The organism is Streptomyces sp. NPDC032126, assembly GCF_055580085.1.
In genome coordinates this window covers 141881-157336 of the sequence record NZ_JBVIMA010000008.1, presented here as the reverse complement: position 1 = coordinate 157336, position 15456 = coordinate 141881, and the positions used below count along the sequence as shown (strand labels likewise).

General features: G+C 68.7%; 12 protein-coding genes and 1 pseudogene. 6 read left to right on the top strand and 7 right to left on the bottom strand.

Going from position 1 to position 15456, the window contains the following annotated elements; translation table 11 throughout:
* Positions 1 to 95 precede the first annotated feature (95 nt).
* Positions 96 to 6974 (top strand): polymorphic toxin-type HINT domain-containing protein, encoded by a 6879-nt coding sequence (locus ACZ5NW_RS28170; protein WP_468746733.1) that lies wholly within the window; start codon positions 96 to 98, stop codon positions 6972 to 6974.
* Entirely contained in the window at positions 6967 to 7614 is a 648-nt protein-coding gene (locus ACZ5NW_RS28165; protein WP_468746732.1) for a hypothetical protein, read from the top strand. Before ACZ5NW_RS28170 ends, ACZ5NW_RS28165 begins: the two co-directional genes overlap by 8 nt.
* A gap of 55 nt (positions 7615 to 7669) precedes the next feature.
* Here ACZ5NW_RS28165 and ACZ5NW_RS28160 read toward each other — a convergent pair whose 3' ends face one another.
* Positions 7670 to 8395, bottom strand: a complete 726-nt coding sequence (locus ACZ5NW_RS28160; RefSeq protein ID WP_468746731.1) for an SDR family NAD(P)-dependent oxidoreductase — start codon at positions 8393 to 8395, stop codon at positions 7670 to 7672.
* Positions 8396 to 8500: 105 nt separating this feature from the next.
* On the opposite strand from ACZ5NW_RS28160, the gene ACZ5NW_RS28155 reads away from it, so the two are divergent.
* Both ACZ5NW_RS28155 and ACZ5NW_RS28150 read left to right on the top strand, forming a co-directional pair.
* Entirely contained in the window at positions 8501 to 9340 is an 840-nt protein-coding gene (locus ACZ5NW_RS28155; protein WP_468746730.1) for a LysR family transcriptional regulator, read from the top strand.
* Between the two features lie 498 nt (positions 9341 to 9838).
* Entirely contained in the window at positions 9839 to 10216 is a 378-nt protein-coding gene (locus ACZ5NW_RS28150; protein ID WP_468746729.1) for a hypothetical protein, read from the top strand.
* Between the two features lie 41 nt (positions 10217 to 10257).
* Here ACZ5NW_RS28150 and ACZ5NW_RS28145 read toward each other — a convergent pair whose 3' ends face one another.
* The 5 genes and pseudogenes from ACZ5NW_RS28145 to ACZ5NW_RS28125 all read right to left on the bottom strand — a co-directional run.
* A complete protein-coding gene (locus tag ACZ5NW_RS28145) occupies positions 10258 to 10878 on the bottom strand; it encodes a TetR/AcrR family transcriptional regulator (protein ID WP_468746728.1) in 621 nt (206 codons plus the stop codon).
* Positions 10879 to 10967: 89 nt separating this feature from the next.
* On the bottom strand, positions 10968 to 11300 hold the full coding sequence (locus tag ACZ5NW_RS28140) for a nuclear transport factor 2 family protein (protein WP_468746727.1): 333 nt from the start codon (positions 11298 to 11300) through the stop codon (positions 10968 to 10970).
* A 74-nt stretch (positions 11301 to 11374) separates the two neighbouring features.
* On the bottom strand, positions 11375 to 12274 hold the full coding sequence (locus ACZ5NW_RS28135) for an SDR family oxidoreductase (protein WP_468746726.1): 900 nt from the start codon (positions 12272 to 12274) through the stop codon (positions 11375 to 11377).
* A 57-nt stretch (positions 12275 to 12331) separates the two neighbouring features.
* Entirely contained in the window at positions 12332 to 13072 is a 741-nt protein-coding gene (locus ACZ5NW_RS28130; protein ID WP_099933780.1) for an SDR family oxidoreductase, read from the bottom strand.
* A 356-nt stretch (positions 13073 to 13428) separates the two neighbouring features.
* Positions 13429 to 13605: pseudogene (locus tag ACZ5NW_RS28125) on the bottom strand (DUF5131 family protein); the annotation flags it as partial.
* Positions 13606 to 13874: 269 nt separating this feature from the next.
* Between ACZ5NW_RS28125 and ACZ5NW_RS28120 the strand changes: the two are divergent.
* On the top strand, positions 13875 to 14297 hold the full coding sequence (locus tag ACZ5NW_RS28120; protein WP_468746725.1) for an Hsp20/alpha crystallin family protein: 423 nt from the start codon (positions 13875 to 13877) through the stop codon (positions 14295 to 14297).
* Between the two features lie 348 nt (positions 14298 to 14645).
* On the opposite strand, the gene ACZ5NW_RS28115 is transcribed toward ACZ5NW_RS28120, so the two are convergent.
* The gene (locus tag ACZ5NW_RS28115; protein WP_468746724.1) at positions 14646 to 14798 is read right to left on the bottom strand and encodes a hypothetical protein; all 153 of its coding nucleotides are present in this window, start codon (positions 14796 to 14798) and stop codon (positions 14646 to 14648) included.
* A 291-nt stretch (positions 14799 to 15089) separates the two neighbouring features.
* On the opposite strand from ACZ5NW_RS28115, the gene ACZ5NW_RS28110 reads away from it, so the two are divergent.
* Complete coding sequence (locus tag ACZ5NW_RS28110) at positions 15090 to 15452, top strand: J domain-containing protein (protein WP_468746723.1); 363 nt, start codon at positions 15090 to 15092, stop codon at positions 15450 to 15452.
* Positions 15453 to 15456: the final 4 nt, after the last annotated feature.

The following is a 15456-nucleotide window of genomic DNA, read 5'->3' as shown; positions in this document are numbered from 1 at the left end:
GCCGACGCGCCTTCAGAAGAAGACGAACAGAATTCAGAGGGGGAATCATGGTCTTGGCTGAGCGGGCCTGGAGACGGACGCGGCGCAGAGTCGCCGTGACCGTCTCCGCGGTCCTGGTCGGAACACTGCTGCAAGGGGCGGTTGCCTCGACCGCGGCCCAGGCGGACGACATGCCGAAGGTCCCGGCCGCCGAGAAGGCGCTCTCGGGGCACACCGTGAAGCCGCTGCCGCGCGGCACGGACGGGCAGCGCAGGATGCCGTCCACGGCGCCGCGCCACGCGTCGCCGAAGGCCGGGGCGGCCACGGTCACCCTGCGGCCGGGTGCCAAGGCGGTCACCCGGCGGGCGGGCACCCTGCCCGTGTCGCTGACCGCGCCCGCCACCACGAAGACGACGAAGACGGCGAAGACCGCTAAGCCGGCGAAGAGTACAGCGTTCTCGGGTGCCGCGACCGTACGCGTACTGGATGAGAAGGCCGCCCGGAACGCCGGTGTCGAGGGCCTGCTGTTCTCCGTTCGGCGCGCGGCCGACGCCCAGGGCAGCAAGATCGGTGTCAGTGTCGACCAGTCCGCGTTCGCGCAGACCTACGGCGGCGCCTACGCCGCCCGGCTCAAGCTCGTACGGCTGCCCGCCTGCGCCGCGACGACTCCGCAGCGCGCGCAGTGCCGTACGCAGCAGCCGCTCGACGCCCGCAACGACGGGTCCACGCTGTCCGCCGACGTCAGTGTCGCGGGCGCCGAACCGATGATGCTGGCGGCGACCTCGGCCGCCGCGGGCGGAGCGTCCAGCGACCACGGCGACTACACCGCCAGCCAGTTGTCCCCCTCCGCGACCTGGTCGACGAGCCTGAACTCGGGCAGCTTCTCCTGGTCGTACGACATGCCCGTGCCGGGCGTGCCGGGCAAGTTCGCGCCCAGCGTGGGCCTGTCCTACTCCTCCGGGGCCATCGACGGCCGTACGTCCTCGACGAACAACCAGTCCTCCTGGACGGGCGACGGATTCAGCCTGTGGCCCGGCTCCGTCGAGCGCAGCTACAAGAGCTGTGCCGACGACGACGTGAAGAACGCCGACGGCAACAAGCCCGGTGACATGTGCTGGGCGTACGACAACGCCACCATCTCGTTCAACGGGCACTCCGGTGAGCTGATCCCGGACGGCACCGACTCCTTCCGGATCAAGGGCGACGACGGCACCAAGGTCCAGCGCGTCTACGGCTCCACCACCGACGTCCGCTCCAACGGCGCGCGCAACGACGAGTACTGGAAGGTCACCACGACCGACGGCACCCAGTACTTCTTCGGCTACAACCGGCTGCCCGGCTGGGCGTCCGGCAAGGACACCACCGACTCCACCTGGACGACCCCGGTCTACGGCGACGACGAGGGCGAGCCCTGCCACGCCGCCGCCTTCGCCGACTCCTGGTGCCGGCAGGCCTACCGCTGGAACCTCGACTACGCCGTCGACGTCCACGGCAACGCGATCGCCTACTACTACAAGAAGGAGTCCAACTACTACGCCCGCAATCTCACGGCCGCCGACGAGACGGCCTACGACCGCGGCGGCTACCTGGACCGGATCGAGTACGGCCTGCGCAAGGACACCGTCTACTCGGCCAAGGCCCTCGCCAAGGTCAGCTTCACCTCGGCCGAGCGCTGCCTGCCGCAGACCGGTGTCACCTGCGACGCGTCGACCATCGACGACCAGAAGTTCTACTGGTACGACACGCCGTGGGACCTGAACTGCAAGTCCGGGGAGGACTGCACCAAATCCGCCTCCCCGACCTTCTGGACCCGCAAGCGGCTGACGGCGGTCACCACGCAGGTGCTCAAGTCGGACGGGACGTACGCCCCGATCGACACCTGGACACTCGGCCACCGCTGGGGCATGGCGGACATCGACTACCAACTGCTGCTCGACTCGATCCAGCACACCGGCAGGTCGACCACTCCCGAGATCACCCTGCCCAAGGTCACCTTCGGCTACCACCAGGACGCCAACCGCCTCGACATCGCCGGTGACAACACCGCGCCCTTCATCAAGGAGCGCCTGTCGACCGTCGCCGACGAGTCCGGCGGCCAGATCGACGTGAACTACTCGGCGGCGGCCTGCGACGCGGCCAACCTGCCGACCCCGCAGACCAACACCACCCGCTGCTACCCGGTGTACTTCACCAAGTCCGGTGACCCCGACCCGACCCTGCAGTGGTTCAACAAGTACGTGGTGGAGTCGGTCACCGAGACCGACCGCACCAACACCGCCCCGGACATGGTCACACGCTACGACTACCTCGACGGCGGGGCCTGGCACTACGCCGACGACGACGGCCTGACCAAGGAGAAGTACAAGACCTGGTCGCAGTGGCGCGGCTACGCTCACGTACGGGAACGCACCGGCGGCCAGGAGCCGGTCGGCATGAAGTCGCAGACCGACCACTACTTCCTGCGCGGCATGGACGGCGACCGCAAGGGCCCGTCGACCGCCGACGGCACCAAGTCCGTCACCGTCTCCGACGACAACGGCGGCACGATCACCGACCACGACTCCGCGGCGGGCTTCGAGTACAAGACCGAGGAGTTCAGCGGCCCCGGCGGCCGGGTGCTGAACAAGTCGGTCAGCACGCCCTGGCATCACCAGACCGCCAGCAAGATCCGCCCGTGGGGCACCACCACCGCGAACCTGACCGGCACCGCCTCCGAGCGCACCTGGACCTCGCTCGACAACGGGGCAGGACAGCAGTGGCGCCAGACCTACCTGACCAACACCCACGAGAACACCGCCGGCCGTGTCACCCAGCTCGACGACTTCGGTGACACCGCCACCGCCGCCGACGACCAGTGCACCCGCACCACCTATGTCGACAACACCACGGCCTGGATTCTGACCAAGCCCTCACGAGCGGAGACCGTGGCGGTCAAGTGCGCCGCCACTCCGGACCGCTCCAAGGACGTGCTGTCCGACATCCGCACCGCCTACGACGGCCAGGCGTACAACGCCGCCCCCACCAAGGGCGACCCCACGCACATCGCGAGCCTGAAGTCGCACAACGGCACCACGGCGACGTACCTGGAGTCCGGCGTCACCTACGACACCGTCTACGGCCGCCAGCTGACCAGCACCGACATCACCGGCACGGTCACCGCTACCGTGACCGGCACCCCAACGCGCACCGACCGCAGCGACGGCCGCACGACGACCACGGTGTACGCCCCGACCACGGGCTTCCCGACCACGGTCACCGTCACCACCCCGCCGGCCACGCCGGGCGTCGCCAGCACCGCGCAGACGACCACCACCACGTACGACACGCTGCGCGGACTGCCGGTGACCGTGCTGGACACCAACAACAAGCGCACCGACAAGGCCTACGACGCGCTCGGCCGCAGCCTGAAGATCTGGCTGCCCAACCGTTCCAAGGCCAACAACCAGACCCCGAACTACGAGTTCGCCTACACCATCACCGACGGCAAGCCGGTGGCGGTGACCACGAAGACACTGAAGAACGACGGCAGCCAGCGCAGCTCGTACACGCTGTACGACGGCTTCCTGCGTGCCCGTCAGACCCAGGGCCCCGGCCCGTCCGGCGGCAGGCTGGTCAACGACGTCTTCTACGACGAACGCGGCCTGACGGCCAAGGTCTTCGCGCCGTACTACAACACCGGCGCCCCCTCCACCGAGCTGCTGAAGCTCGACGACGCCCTGGCGGTGGAGACGCAGACCTGGAACACCTACGACGGCCTCGGCCGGGTCATCAAGGCCCAGCAGGTGGCCGGCAACGGTGACGGCGGCACGGTGCTCGCCACCACCCTCACCGCCTACGACGGCGACCGCACCACGGTCACCCCGCCGGCCGGCGGCACCCCGAGCACCACCGTCACCGACGCCCGCGGCCGCACCACCGACCTGATGCAGTACGACGCGGCCACCCCGACCGGCACCCCGGCCACGACCCACTACGACTACGACCCCGCCGGGCGGGTCTCCGCGATCACCGACCCCGTCGGCAACCAGTGGACGTACAGCTACGACCAGCGGGGCAACAAGACCGGGACGAAGGACCCCGACAAGGGCCAGACCACCTACACCTACGACGACCGCAACATGCTGGTCACCAGCACCGACGACCGTGAGGTCAAGCAGACCGTCACGCATGTCTACGACGGTCTGGGCCGCGAGCTGGAGACCCACGACGGCACCGCCACCGGCCCGCTGCTGACCCAGCACGTCTGGGACCCCGCCGGCTTCGAGGGCCAGCCGGCCTCCGCCACCCGCTACGTCGGCGGCGCGAGCGGCAGCGCGTACACCACCACGTACAGCATGTACGACACGCTGTACCGACCCAACCGGGTGACCACCACGATCCCGGCGTCCGAGGGCGCCCTGGCCGGGTCGTACCAGTCGAACACCAAGTACAACCTGGACGGCACCGTCCAGTCGAGCAGCTACCCGGCGGCCGGCAGCCTCGCCGCGGACGTCATCACCCCGACGTACGACGACGTGCTGCGTCCGGTCACGCTCTCCGGCGCGGGCGGCGTCACCTACATCACCGACACGGTGTACAGCCCCACCGGCAAGCCGCTGCAGTTCACCTACCAGAGCGGCGGCAAGAAGACCCAGGTCACCAACACCTACCAGTGGGGCACCCAGCGCCTGGACAACACGCGGGTCGACCGTGAGGGCGTGCCCGGCGTCGACAAGTCGTCCACCTTCGGCTACGACGAGGCCGGGAACATCACGTCGATCAGCGACGTGTCACGCGACGGCACCGACAACCAGTGCTACCGCTACGACCACTTCGGTCGGCTCACCGAGGCATGGGCCCAGGGCAGCACCGGCTGCTCCGCCACCGCGGGGTCCCTGCTCGGCGGGCCCGCGCCCTACTGGCAGTCGTACACCTACGACGCCACCGGCAACCGGAGCACCGAGACGCTCCACGACCTCACCGGTGACGCCACCAAGGACACCAAGCGCACCTACGAGTACCCCGCGCCCAAGTCCCCGCGCCCGCACGGCCTGACCCGGGTCACCACCCAGGGGCCTTCGGGTTCGTCGATCGACTCGTACACGTACGACAAGGTCGGCAACACCCACACGCGCACCATCGGAGGCAACCAGCAGGTCCTCGACTGGGACGCCGAGGGGCACCTCGCCAAGGTGACGGAGGGGACGAAGACCACCTCCTACGTCTACGACGCCGAGGGCAACCGGCTGATCCGCCGTACCGACGCCGACACCACGCTCTACCTCGGCTCCACCGAGATCACCCTCGCCAAGGGCGCCACCACCGCCAAGGCCACGCGTTACTACGACCTCGGCGGCGGCAACCAGGCGATCCGCACGGACGACGGCAAGCTGTCGTTCCTGATCGGCGACCACCACGGCACCTCCGAACTCGCCGTCAACGCCGCCGACCTGACCATGCAGCAGCGCCGCTCGACCCCGTTCGGCGCCGCTCGCGGCCGGGCACCGACGTCATGGCCCGGCCAGAAGGGCTTTGTCGGCGGTACCGACGACACCACGACCGGACTGACCCACCTCGGCGCCCGTGAGTACGACGTCCAGACCGGCCGTTTCCTCAGCGTCGACCCGGTCATGGACTCGGGCGACCCGCAGCAGATGAACGGGTACAGCTACACGGAGAACAACCCGGTCACCCACAGCGACCCCACGGGCACCACGAAGTGCGACGCCGAACCCGAACTGTGCGGTCACCACGACAACCGCTGCAATGCGGCGTGTGTCAAGAAGAACATCGAGAAGGTCAACAAGGCCAACAAGGCGACCGAGGAGTACTTCAGGAAGAAGCGACAGAAGGAGGCGAAGAAGCTCTACGACTACTTCTTCACGCCGACGAAGTGCTTCGGCAACCCGGTCAATCCGCTCCCGAAGTACGACACCTGCTACACGCAGGCGGAACTCGACAACGACACGCAGCTGTTGAAGACCGTCCTGTCCGCCTTCGGTGACATGACGATGCTGGAGCCCTGGTACCAGTGCGCCTTCCACGACAACCAGGACAAGTGTGACACCCTCGGTATGGCCATGTCCTCCGCGGACGCCGGCGGTATCGCGCGGGGCGCCACCCGGTTCATCGGCGCGATGAGCAAGGCCGGGCGGATTCTGTGCAGCTTCACCTCCTCGACCCGGGTGCTCATGAAGGACGGACGCACCAAACAGATCGGGAAGATCAAACCCGGCGACAAGGTCGAGGCCGCCGACCCGAAGACCGGCAGACACAAGGGTCCACGCACCGTCACCGCTCAAGGCGCACACCGTGACCAAGACCTGGTCGACCTGAGGATCCGGGACGAAGCGGGCCGCGCCGGCACCATCCACACCACCTACAAGCACCCCTTCTGGGACGACACGGCACACGCGTGGATCAAGGCCGGTGAGCTCACCGCGGGCCACGACCTCAGCACCGTCGACGACGGTCACGTCCGACTCCTCGGCGTGGAGCACGCATCCGGCGCGGCCGACATGTACAACCTCACCGTCGAGGAACTGCACACGTACTACGTGCTCGCCGGTTCCACGCCGGTTCTGGTCCACAACTGCGACCTCGCCCTCGGGTGGCGCACGATGGGAACCGGCGAGTGGGCGAAGAAGAACAACTTCGACCACATGCTGGCCAACCCCGACGACGGCTGGAAGTTCCCCGTCGAGCGCATGATCGGTGACCCCAACGTCACGGTCCACGTCAACCTGACGGGCTGGGAGACGGATTTCGAGGGCGCGGTCAGGAACGGTCTCGCGGGAGGCAAGGCCACGGAACTCGAGATGAGCTGGATCGCCAGGGCAGTGGCCAACGGCCAGCGTTCATGGAAATCCGTGAATTTCTACGAGAAGCGGGGCGACGATATCGTGCCGATACCACGGCCTCCGGAGCCGGACTGGTCCACCTTCGGCAACCTCGAACCGGTCAAAAGCCCGTACACCATGTGTAAATGCGAAGGGTCGGTTCCCTGGGATGAGTAACGAGAGGCCGCCGAAGGTCATGCCCGAAGGGCTGGTCGAGACGCTGAAGCGGCGTGCCACCGCACTCGGGCTGCCCCTCGGCGGGCTCGTCGAGGGATTCGGCGGAGCGCAGCTCGCGACCGACCGCGGGATCGTCAAAGTCTGGACCGGGACCGAGGGAGGCTTCCTCGGCGTCAAGATCTACGAGCCCGACGTCCTCGAATGGGCGGCCGGGACGACCGAGGACGTCGACCAGGCCCTGCGGGCGGTAGCCGCCTGGCAGGGCGGCGAGTCCCTGGACGACTTCCTGTCGGAGTTCCCGTTCATGCAACCGGGAACGCTGGCGCACGCGTACGCGCAGGGAAGGCTCACCGAAGGGAAGTGGCAGAGCCTGCTGGACTCGGAGTACCCCACGGGCGGCCAGCAGCTCCTCGTCAGCCTCGCCCCCTTCGCCGAACTGCGCAGCTACTACCCGGACATCAGCTATGGCGAAGTCCGCTTCACCACGCCCCCGCCCCGACGGGACAACCGGGTGTTCCGCGTCCAGCGGGACGGCCCCGGATTCCGCGTGGAGGAGTCCGGGCCGGAGCGCCGGGACTACACCCTCTCCACACTGGAGGACCTCGCCCGCCACATCGTCGAGTTCTTCACCTCGGGCTGATCGAGGGCAAACGAAGGCCCACCGGACGCTGGTGTCGCTCCGGTGGGCCTTCCTGTCACCAGGGAAGTGTTCCACCGTCGTCGAAGAATCCGCCGGTCGGTCCGTCGTCGGGCAGGGTCGCGAGGTGAATGGCGATCGCCGCGCCTTGTTGGGGAGTGCGGACGCCCTGAAAGCCGTTGAGGTCGGTGGCGGTGAAACCGGGACAGCCGGAGTTGATCAGGATGTCGGTGTCGCTCAGTTCCTTGGCGTATTGGACGGTGACAGCGTTGAGGAAGGTCTTGGACGCCAAGTAGGCAACGGGAATCGGGCCCATGTCGATGCCGGGCGTGGTCTGCAGGGTGAGCGAGCCGACGCTGCTGGACATGTTCACGATCCGTGGCGATGCCGAGCGGCGGAGCATGGGCAGCATCGCGTTGGTGACACGGATGACCCCGATCACGTTGGTTTCCACGACGTCTCGTACGGTCGCGGGAGAGACCGTGGTGGGCGTCTGCGGCATACCATCGGTGATCGCGGCGTTGTTGACCAGGACGTCGAGCCCTCCGGCGCGGTCGGCGATCAGCTCGGCCGCGGCGGCCACACTGGCGTCGTCCGCCACGTCGAGCGGAACGCCGAACGCGTCGGCCCCCGCCGCGCGCAGCTTCTCCACCGCGGTGTCGCGGCGCTGTTGATCCCGCGCGCCCACGCCGATGCGCCAGCCGAGGGCACCCAGGCCCGCCGCGATCTCGTATCCGATTCCTTTGTTCGCACCGGTCACCAGCGCGATCGTCTGTTCACTCATGTCGTCAAGCGTGGTGCGGACTCGGGCGGGACGTCCAAGACCGACTGGGTGGGCCGCGATACTGCACGGATATCGGTCCTGGTGAGCGCCGGATACGATGACGCGGTGGAGACGCGGGAGCTACGGTACTTCGTCGCCGTCGCGGAGGAATTGCACTTCGGGCGGGCGGCGCAGCGACTCGCCATGGCGCAACCACCGCTGTCGCGAGCGATCCAGCAGCTGGAGCGGCGGCTCGGAGTGGTCCTGCTGCACCGCACTGCTCGCGCAGTCGCCTTGACCGAGGCCGGTTCGGTGCTTCTGCGGGAGGCCCGGGCCGCACTCGACGCGGTCGAGGCCGCCGAGCGCCGCACCCGCCGCGCAGCTGCCGAACGGCCCGGTGTGGTGCTGGCCACGAAAGCCGGAGCGTCCGGCGAACTGCTGTCGAAGCTGCTGGACGCCTACGCCGCCGAGCCCGGCGCGGTCGCCGTCGAGGTGATGCTGTGCGGGCCCGGCGAGCAGGAAGGGCTGCTGCGCGACGGGCGTGCCGATGTAGCTCTGCTTCAGCGGCCCTTCGACACGACGGCGGGACTCGACACCGAGGACCTGCACACCGAACAGCAGGTCCTGGTCCTGCCCGCAGGGCACCCCTTGGCCAACCGTCCCCATGTGTCGATGGCCGAGGTCACCACCCTGACGGGCCTGCCCCTGCCACGCTGGCCTCGACGGGACGGGCGCTATGCGGACGGACCTGGCCCGCAGGTGCGCGACCACACCCAGCTGTTCCAGCTGATCGCGCTCGGACGGGCGTGCGCGGTCGTGCCGGAGTCCGTCCGAGCTCACCTGCGTGACGATCATGCGACGGTGCCGGTGCCGGACGCACCGGCTGTCACAACCGTGATCGCCTGGCCACCACACAGCAGATCCAAAGCCGTCGCCGACCTCGTCCGCACCGCGACACGCCTGTAGCCAACGGCAAGGGCGGGCAGGGGAACTCTGGCCGTGTAGACCGTGAGCGCGTCGATCAGCGGCTGGTGCTGGGCGGTAGACGCTGAATCGCCGTAGGTCGACAGAACGTCGCGCACGGCCGGGCGGATCTGGCGTCCTGCCGTACGTGGTGATCGATGGGGCGAGTCGGGAGATCGAGCCGATCAGCCGGTACCTGCGGGATCTGCTGCTGTGGCCGGTCGACGTCGGGTGGGAGCAGGCCACCGAGGCCGAGATCGCCACACGGGTGGGGTGGCTGCGGTCGGCGCCGAACCCGCAGCGGCGACGCCGCCGCGTGGATGCCTTGACGGCGGGGACGGTCAATCCGAAGACTGGCAAGCCGACTCTTGGGGCGGGTACGCGCCGCGCACAACTTGTCGGTGGTGCACGGCTTCTACGCGTTCCATCTGCCACTTCGGCCGGGGGCCTGCGGTCAACCCGGTGCCGGACAGCAGATCCCGCCGACGGGCCTTGGCGCACGTGTCGCCGATTGAGCCGGCCAGGCCGCATCGGCGGGCACGGCTGCGGCCGAAGGTCCCGGCCCGTCAGCCGCGGGCGATCCCCGACCCGCAGTGGGAGGAGCTGTCCGCCGCGATGCGCTGCGCGCGTGACCGGGCCCTGCCGGCCTGCTATGTCTCTTCCGGTGCCCGGGCCTCAGAGCTGCTGGGCGTCCAGCTCAGCGGCGTCGAATGGACCAAGGGCCAGCTCTGGGTGATCTCCAAGGGGTCGAGGCTTCGGCAGGCGGTCCCCGCCTCCCCGGAGGCCCTGGCCTACCTGGTCGGCTATCTGGAGGAAGCGGGTCTGCCCGCGGGTGGCGGTTCCATTGACCCCCGACGCCGGATCCGGGCAGGTGGCTGACCGGCCACCGCGTAGCCATCACGACCGCGGTCACGACCGTCCTAATTCGGGCGGACTCCGTCCAGGAGGTTGTTCACGAGCGCGACGATGAAGTCGTCGGTGACAGGTTCGTCGGGGATGAGCAGGCGGTGGTAGACGGCGCCCCAGAGCTGGTCGACCAGGACCTGCACGTCGATGCCGGTGCGGATCTGGCCGAGTTCCTGAGCCCGGTGGAGGCGCTCCGCTGCCAGCTGGCGCCGGTGCGAGGAGTACAGCTTCCGGTAGGCGGTGGCCAGGTTCTTGTCGGTCTGTGACTCGCCGATCAGCTCGGTCAGTACGCGTCCGCCTGGGGTGTGGGTCATCACGTGGGCGAAGGCTCGGAGTTGGGTGAGCAGGTCGGCGCGGATGTCTCCGGTGTCGGGGAAGGCGAGCGTTGTCTCGACGGCGTGGAAGTAGCCGTCCAGGGCGAGTGCTCCCTTGGAGGGCCACCATTTGTAGAGCGTCGTCTTGCTCACCCCCGATGCCCTGGCGACGCGTTCGAAGGTGAGGTCGGCGATGCCTTCAGTGAGCAGCAGGTCGCCGGCGGTGCGCAGGACGTCTGCTCGGACCTCGTCCGCCGGCCGGCGCCCTCGTCCGCGGCCGTTGCCTTCCTTGGCGGCGGGGCCGTTCGCCTGGTTCGCCATGTGTGCTCCTGATCGGTTGCCGGGGGTCATGTCAGTTTCCAGGGGAGCGCTGCCCGTGGTCGAGTCGGCGGGCGGCGTCGCGGCCGGTGTCACGGTGTGATCCGCAGACTCGCGATCAGCCCGTCGCGCAGACGGAAGGTCATGGGGCCGGTGCCGTTGTGGCCGTTGCCGGTCACCGTCAGGGTCGCGACATAGCTGTCGGAGGACGAGCCGGGCTCGATCGTAACCAGCTCGAAGTGCGCCTGGACGCCGATGTTGTCGGTGCGGTCCCAGGCACGCACGCCGTCGCGGCCGCGATACTCGCGGCCCCAGTCGTTGAGGTCGGTGTCATGGGTGAACGCGGCGGCGAACGCCTCGGCGTCGCCGCGGTTGGTCGCCTCGATGAACGTCTGGACGGCGGCCGGGGTTTCGATGGTGGTCATGGTGATCGCCTCGGTGGTGAGGGGAGCCGGGGCGGGGGAGGGCTGACGTCCCTCGCCCGTCCGGGCTCGGGGTGTCAGCGCTGGACGGTGAGCAGGTCGGCGAGGTCGATGCGGGTGAGGAATTCACGGCGGATGCGGTCGGCAGTCTCGGAGACCTCCTCGGATCCGTCGTCGGCGGGGTCGATGTGCACGCGGAAGGGGCGCTGTCCGGCGGGCAGGGCGATGATGCGGGCGATCTCGTCGGAGACCAGCGACGCGGACGCGCCCTCGGGGGCGAGGGCGGCCAGCTTGGCCGCCACCTGATCCATCAGGCCGGCGTACCTGGTCTCGTACTCGGCCTCGACGGTGATGTCGTCGGGGCGGCCGGAGTGGGCGAAGTGGTTGGTGCCGCTGGTGAACGAGCCGGGAACGACGATCGAGGTCTCCACGCCCCAGCGGGCGAGTTCGCCGGCGTAGGACACCGCGAGGGAGTCCATGCCGGCCTTGGCGGCGAAGTAGGGGGCGAGGTAGGGCGGAGTGCCGCCCTTGACGCTGGTGCTGGACACCCAGACCACCAGTCCCTGTCCGCGCCTGCGCATGCCCGGCAGCGCGGCGCGGTTGACGCGCTGGGTGGACAGCACGTTCACGTTGTAGAGCTCGGCAAGTTGGTCGGCGGTGAACGCCTCGGCAGGCCCGGTCACCATGTGCCCGGCGTTGTGGATCACCACGTCGATGTGGCCGTGCGCTGCCTCGATCCGTGCGATGGCGGTGTCGACCGAGCCCTGAGAGTTCACGTCGAGCTCGATGGAGCGCAGGTCGACATTGTGCTCTTTGGCGTAGTCGGCGGCGGCCTGGACCTGGGGCGCGTTGCGGCCGGTGGTCTGGCGCATGCCGGCGTAGACCGTGTGGCCGGCGTCGGCCAGCGCGCGGGCGGTGAGCGCACCGAAACCGCTGGAGGCGCCGGTGATGACGACGACGTTGCCGGTGGTGGACATGAGTGGGGTTCCTTTCGGCAGTGAGGGCCGGGGTGGGATTGCCGTGTGCGGCAGGTGTCAGGCGAGGCCGCCGTTGGCGTAGAGGACCTGTCCGTTGACCCAGCGTGCGGGGCCGGCGAGGAAGGAGACGACCTCGGCGATGTCCTCGGGCCGGCCCAGCCGCTCGAGCGGGGTCGCCTTGGCGAAGTTTGCGATGGTGGCGTCGTCCTTGCCGTTCAGGAACAGCGGTGTGGCGGTGGGGCCGGGCGCGACGGCGTTGACGGTGATGTCCCGGCCGCGCAGCTCACGGGCCAGGGTGAGGGTCAGGCCCTCGACTGCGGCCTTGCTGGCGACGTAGGCGCCGTAGGCCGGCAGCTGGGTGCGGACCACCGAGGTCGAGAAGTTGACGATCGCGCCACCCGGGCGGACGCGGCGCGCCGCCTGCTGGGAGACGACGAAAGTGCCGCGGATGTTCGTGCGGTGCATCCGGTCCAGGTCGGCGAGGTCGAACGTCGCGATCGGCGCCAAGATCATGATGCCGGCGGTGTTCACGACCACGTCGATGCCGCCGAAGGCCGCCTCGACCGCGTCGAACGCTGCGCTCATCGCGGTCTCGTCGGCGACATCGCCTCCCACTGCGAGGGCCCGGCCGCCGGCCGCGGTGATCGCGGCCACGGTTTCCTCGGCGCTGGCCTTGTTGCCGGCGTACTGCACGGCGACCGCGAAACCGTCCTGGGCGAGTCGCTCGGCCGCGACACGGCCGATGCCGCCCGAGCCACCGGTGACCAGCGCGACGCGGTTGGTGATGGGGGTACTCATGGCTGTTCTCCCTTCAAGGAACTTCAAATGAACGACACGTACATATAAGCAGCTAATGAACGCGCCGTCCATATCTGCTGGCAAGATTTTTCCTTCGCAGGCAGGCAAGCCCTGGTTCCCTGTGTCGGTGGCGGCGAGAGGCGGTGGTGCCAGTCCGGCGCTGTGGTGTTCCGGTGCTGGTCAAAGGGGTTGAGGGGCTGGCGCTGCTGTGAGAGACCCTTCCCGGCGGCCGCCTGTTTCACTGCCCCCGCAGCGCGCAGTCAGGTACGCGCGGCACCCGGCCTCGGCCCTGCGCTCTGGCGCCGGGCTGGTCAGAGCTTCAAGATCACCCCTCAGCTCTTTGACTCATGACCGGGTCACAAAGCCACCATGTCCGCTGTGTCGGGATACTCATCCCAGGTCCGGCCATCGAGCAGGCGGCCGCCGGACTTCGCGGTCAGCCCACCGACCTGCTGGAAGAACAGAGCCACCCGAAGATCGACACACTGGTCTCGAATATCGCGAACCCAGGCCAGGTCCAGCGCGCTCGATCGATGTGCCGATCCAGACGTGGGGCGGCGGCCACGGACTCAAGGCGTTCCAGGCCACACGCTTGCGCACGTCCTCGCGTACTGGCCTGGCCAGCGGGACAGCTTCGTCCTCTGACAACTGCCTACGAAAGCCGGCTCATCCAGCCGACATGAGGTCGGCAGGGAACTCATCGACCAAAAAGTTGAGCCTGTAGTTGTCAACTTTCCGGAGTAGTGGTACATCAGAAGAGAGCGGATTGGACGCAGGAACGACGTGAAGGAGGGATGACAGAATGCTGATGCGTACGGATCCCTTCCGCGAGCTTGACCGGCTCGCCGAGCGGGTCTGGGGCACGGCCGCACACCCGGCGGGGATGCCGCTGGATGCCTGGCGTGAGGGGGACACGTTCCTCGTGGAGCTGGACCTGCCGGGCGTCGATGCGGAGTCGATCGACCTCGGTGTCGAGCGCAACGTCCTGACCGTGAAGGCCGAACGCAAGCGGGCGTACGGCGAGAACACCGAGACGGTGGTCACCGAACGGCCCGCGGGGACGTTCAGCAGGCAGCTGTTCCTCGGTGAGACCCTCGACGTCGACAAGATCGAAGCCTCCTACGAGGCCGGTGTGCTGAGGCTGCGGATTCCGGTCGCCGAGCAGGCCAAGCCACGCAAGATCGCCATCAGCGGCGGCAGCGACCGCAGGGAACTGGCCGGCTGACGCCACCGCAACTCCCCTCTTGTGAGGGCCTCGGGCGTCAGTCCGGGGCCCTGACGCCGTCATTGCCCCTTCTCCATCGGCGACCGCGGGGCGCCCACAGATGACAGGGCCCGTGTCCGTACCGGCCTACCACCACGGGAGATCACAGCGAACACCTGCTCGGGCCGCTCCGATACGGGGACGAAGTGGCCGAACGCCGGGCCCCTCGTCTGGGGAGGGTTCTCCCGCCCGCCTACCCGCCTACTCGCGCACCCGTGTAGACAGCGTGCAACAAAAGGCCGGTCGGCCGTAGGGCGTCAGGCCGGGAGAACTCCTTGCCGGCGTCTCGCGTGCGGCGCTTGGACCGCGTCAGGACGGGGCAGGCCCCTCCGGCTTCCCGCCGTCCGAGTCGAACACCTTGGTGAAGTCGGCGCCGCACCGGCAGCGGGAGTGCTCGATCAGTTTTCCATCGGCCGACACGCTCAGCCCCTGGCTGAGCCGCACGTGCACATGATCACCCATGAGGAGCTGCCTTCCTTGACCTCGTCCGGTCCGGTCATCGTGGAGGCCGACCGCGTGGACCGGCAATGCCTCAGCTCACACGCGAGTGCCGATGGTGCTCGCCCTTCAGGGTCCGCCGCAGTGCCCAGGAGATCGGCGTGCGGAGTCCCTGACGTCACCGTGCGGTGCTCCTGCGCGAGCCGACCGCCCTGTCTCCCTCAGACTTGACAAGGAAAGACTCAAGTTTTATCCCATATAGGTAGGCAAGCCAGTAGAAACAGCAGCTCAGCATGGGCAAGGAGGTGGTCGGGCATGCAGGCGCCGGAGCCCGAACCGGACCTGTACGCGGTGCTGGGAGTGCAGCCGTCAGCCACGGCCGAGAAGATCACCTCGGCCTTCCGCGCCCGGGTGCGGGAACTGCGCCCCGACACCCGCGTGGACGCGGACACCACGGCACGGTTCGGTGAAGTGCGCGCGGCGTACGAGACGCTGCACGACCCCATCCTGCGGGCGGCCTACGACCAGCGCCTCGAGCGCACGCTGCCTGCGTCCGATCGAGGTGCTGCACCCACCGAGCCCGTGCGACCCGTACGTCGGTACGCCGTGGTGCTCGGCGACGTGCGTCCCGAGCCGCCGCTGCGCGCGGGGCCGGTCCGGTGGATCCCCGGCCGGTGAGACG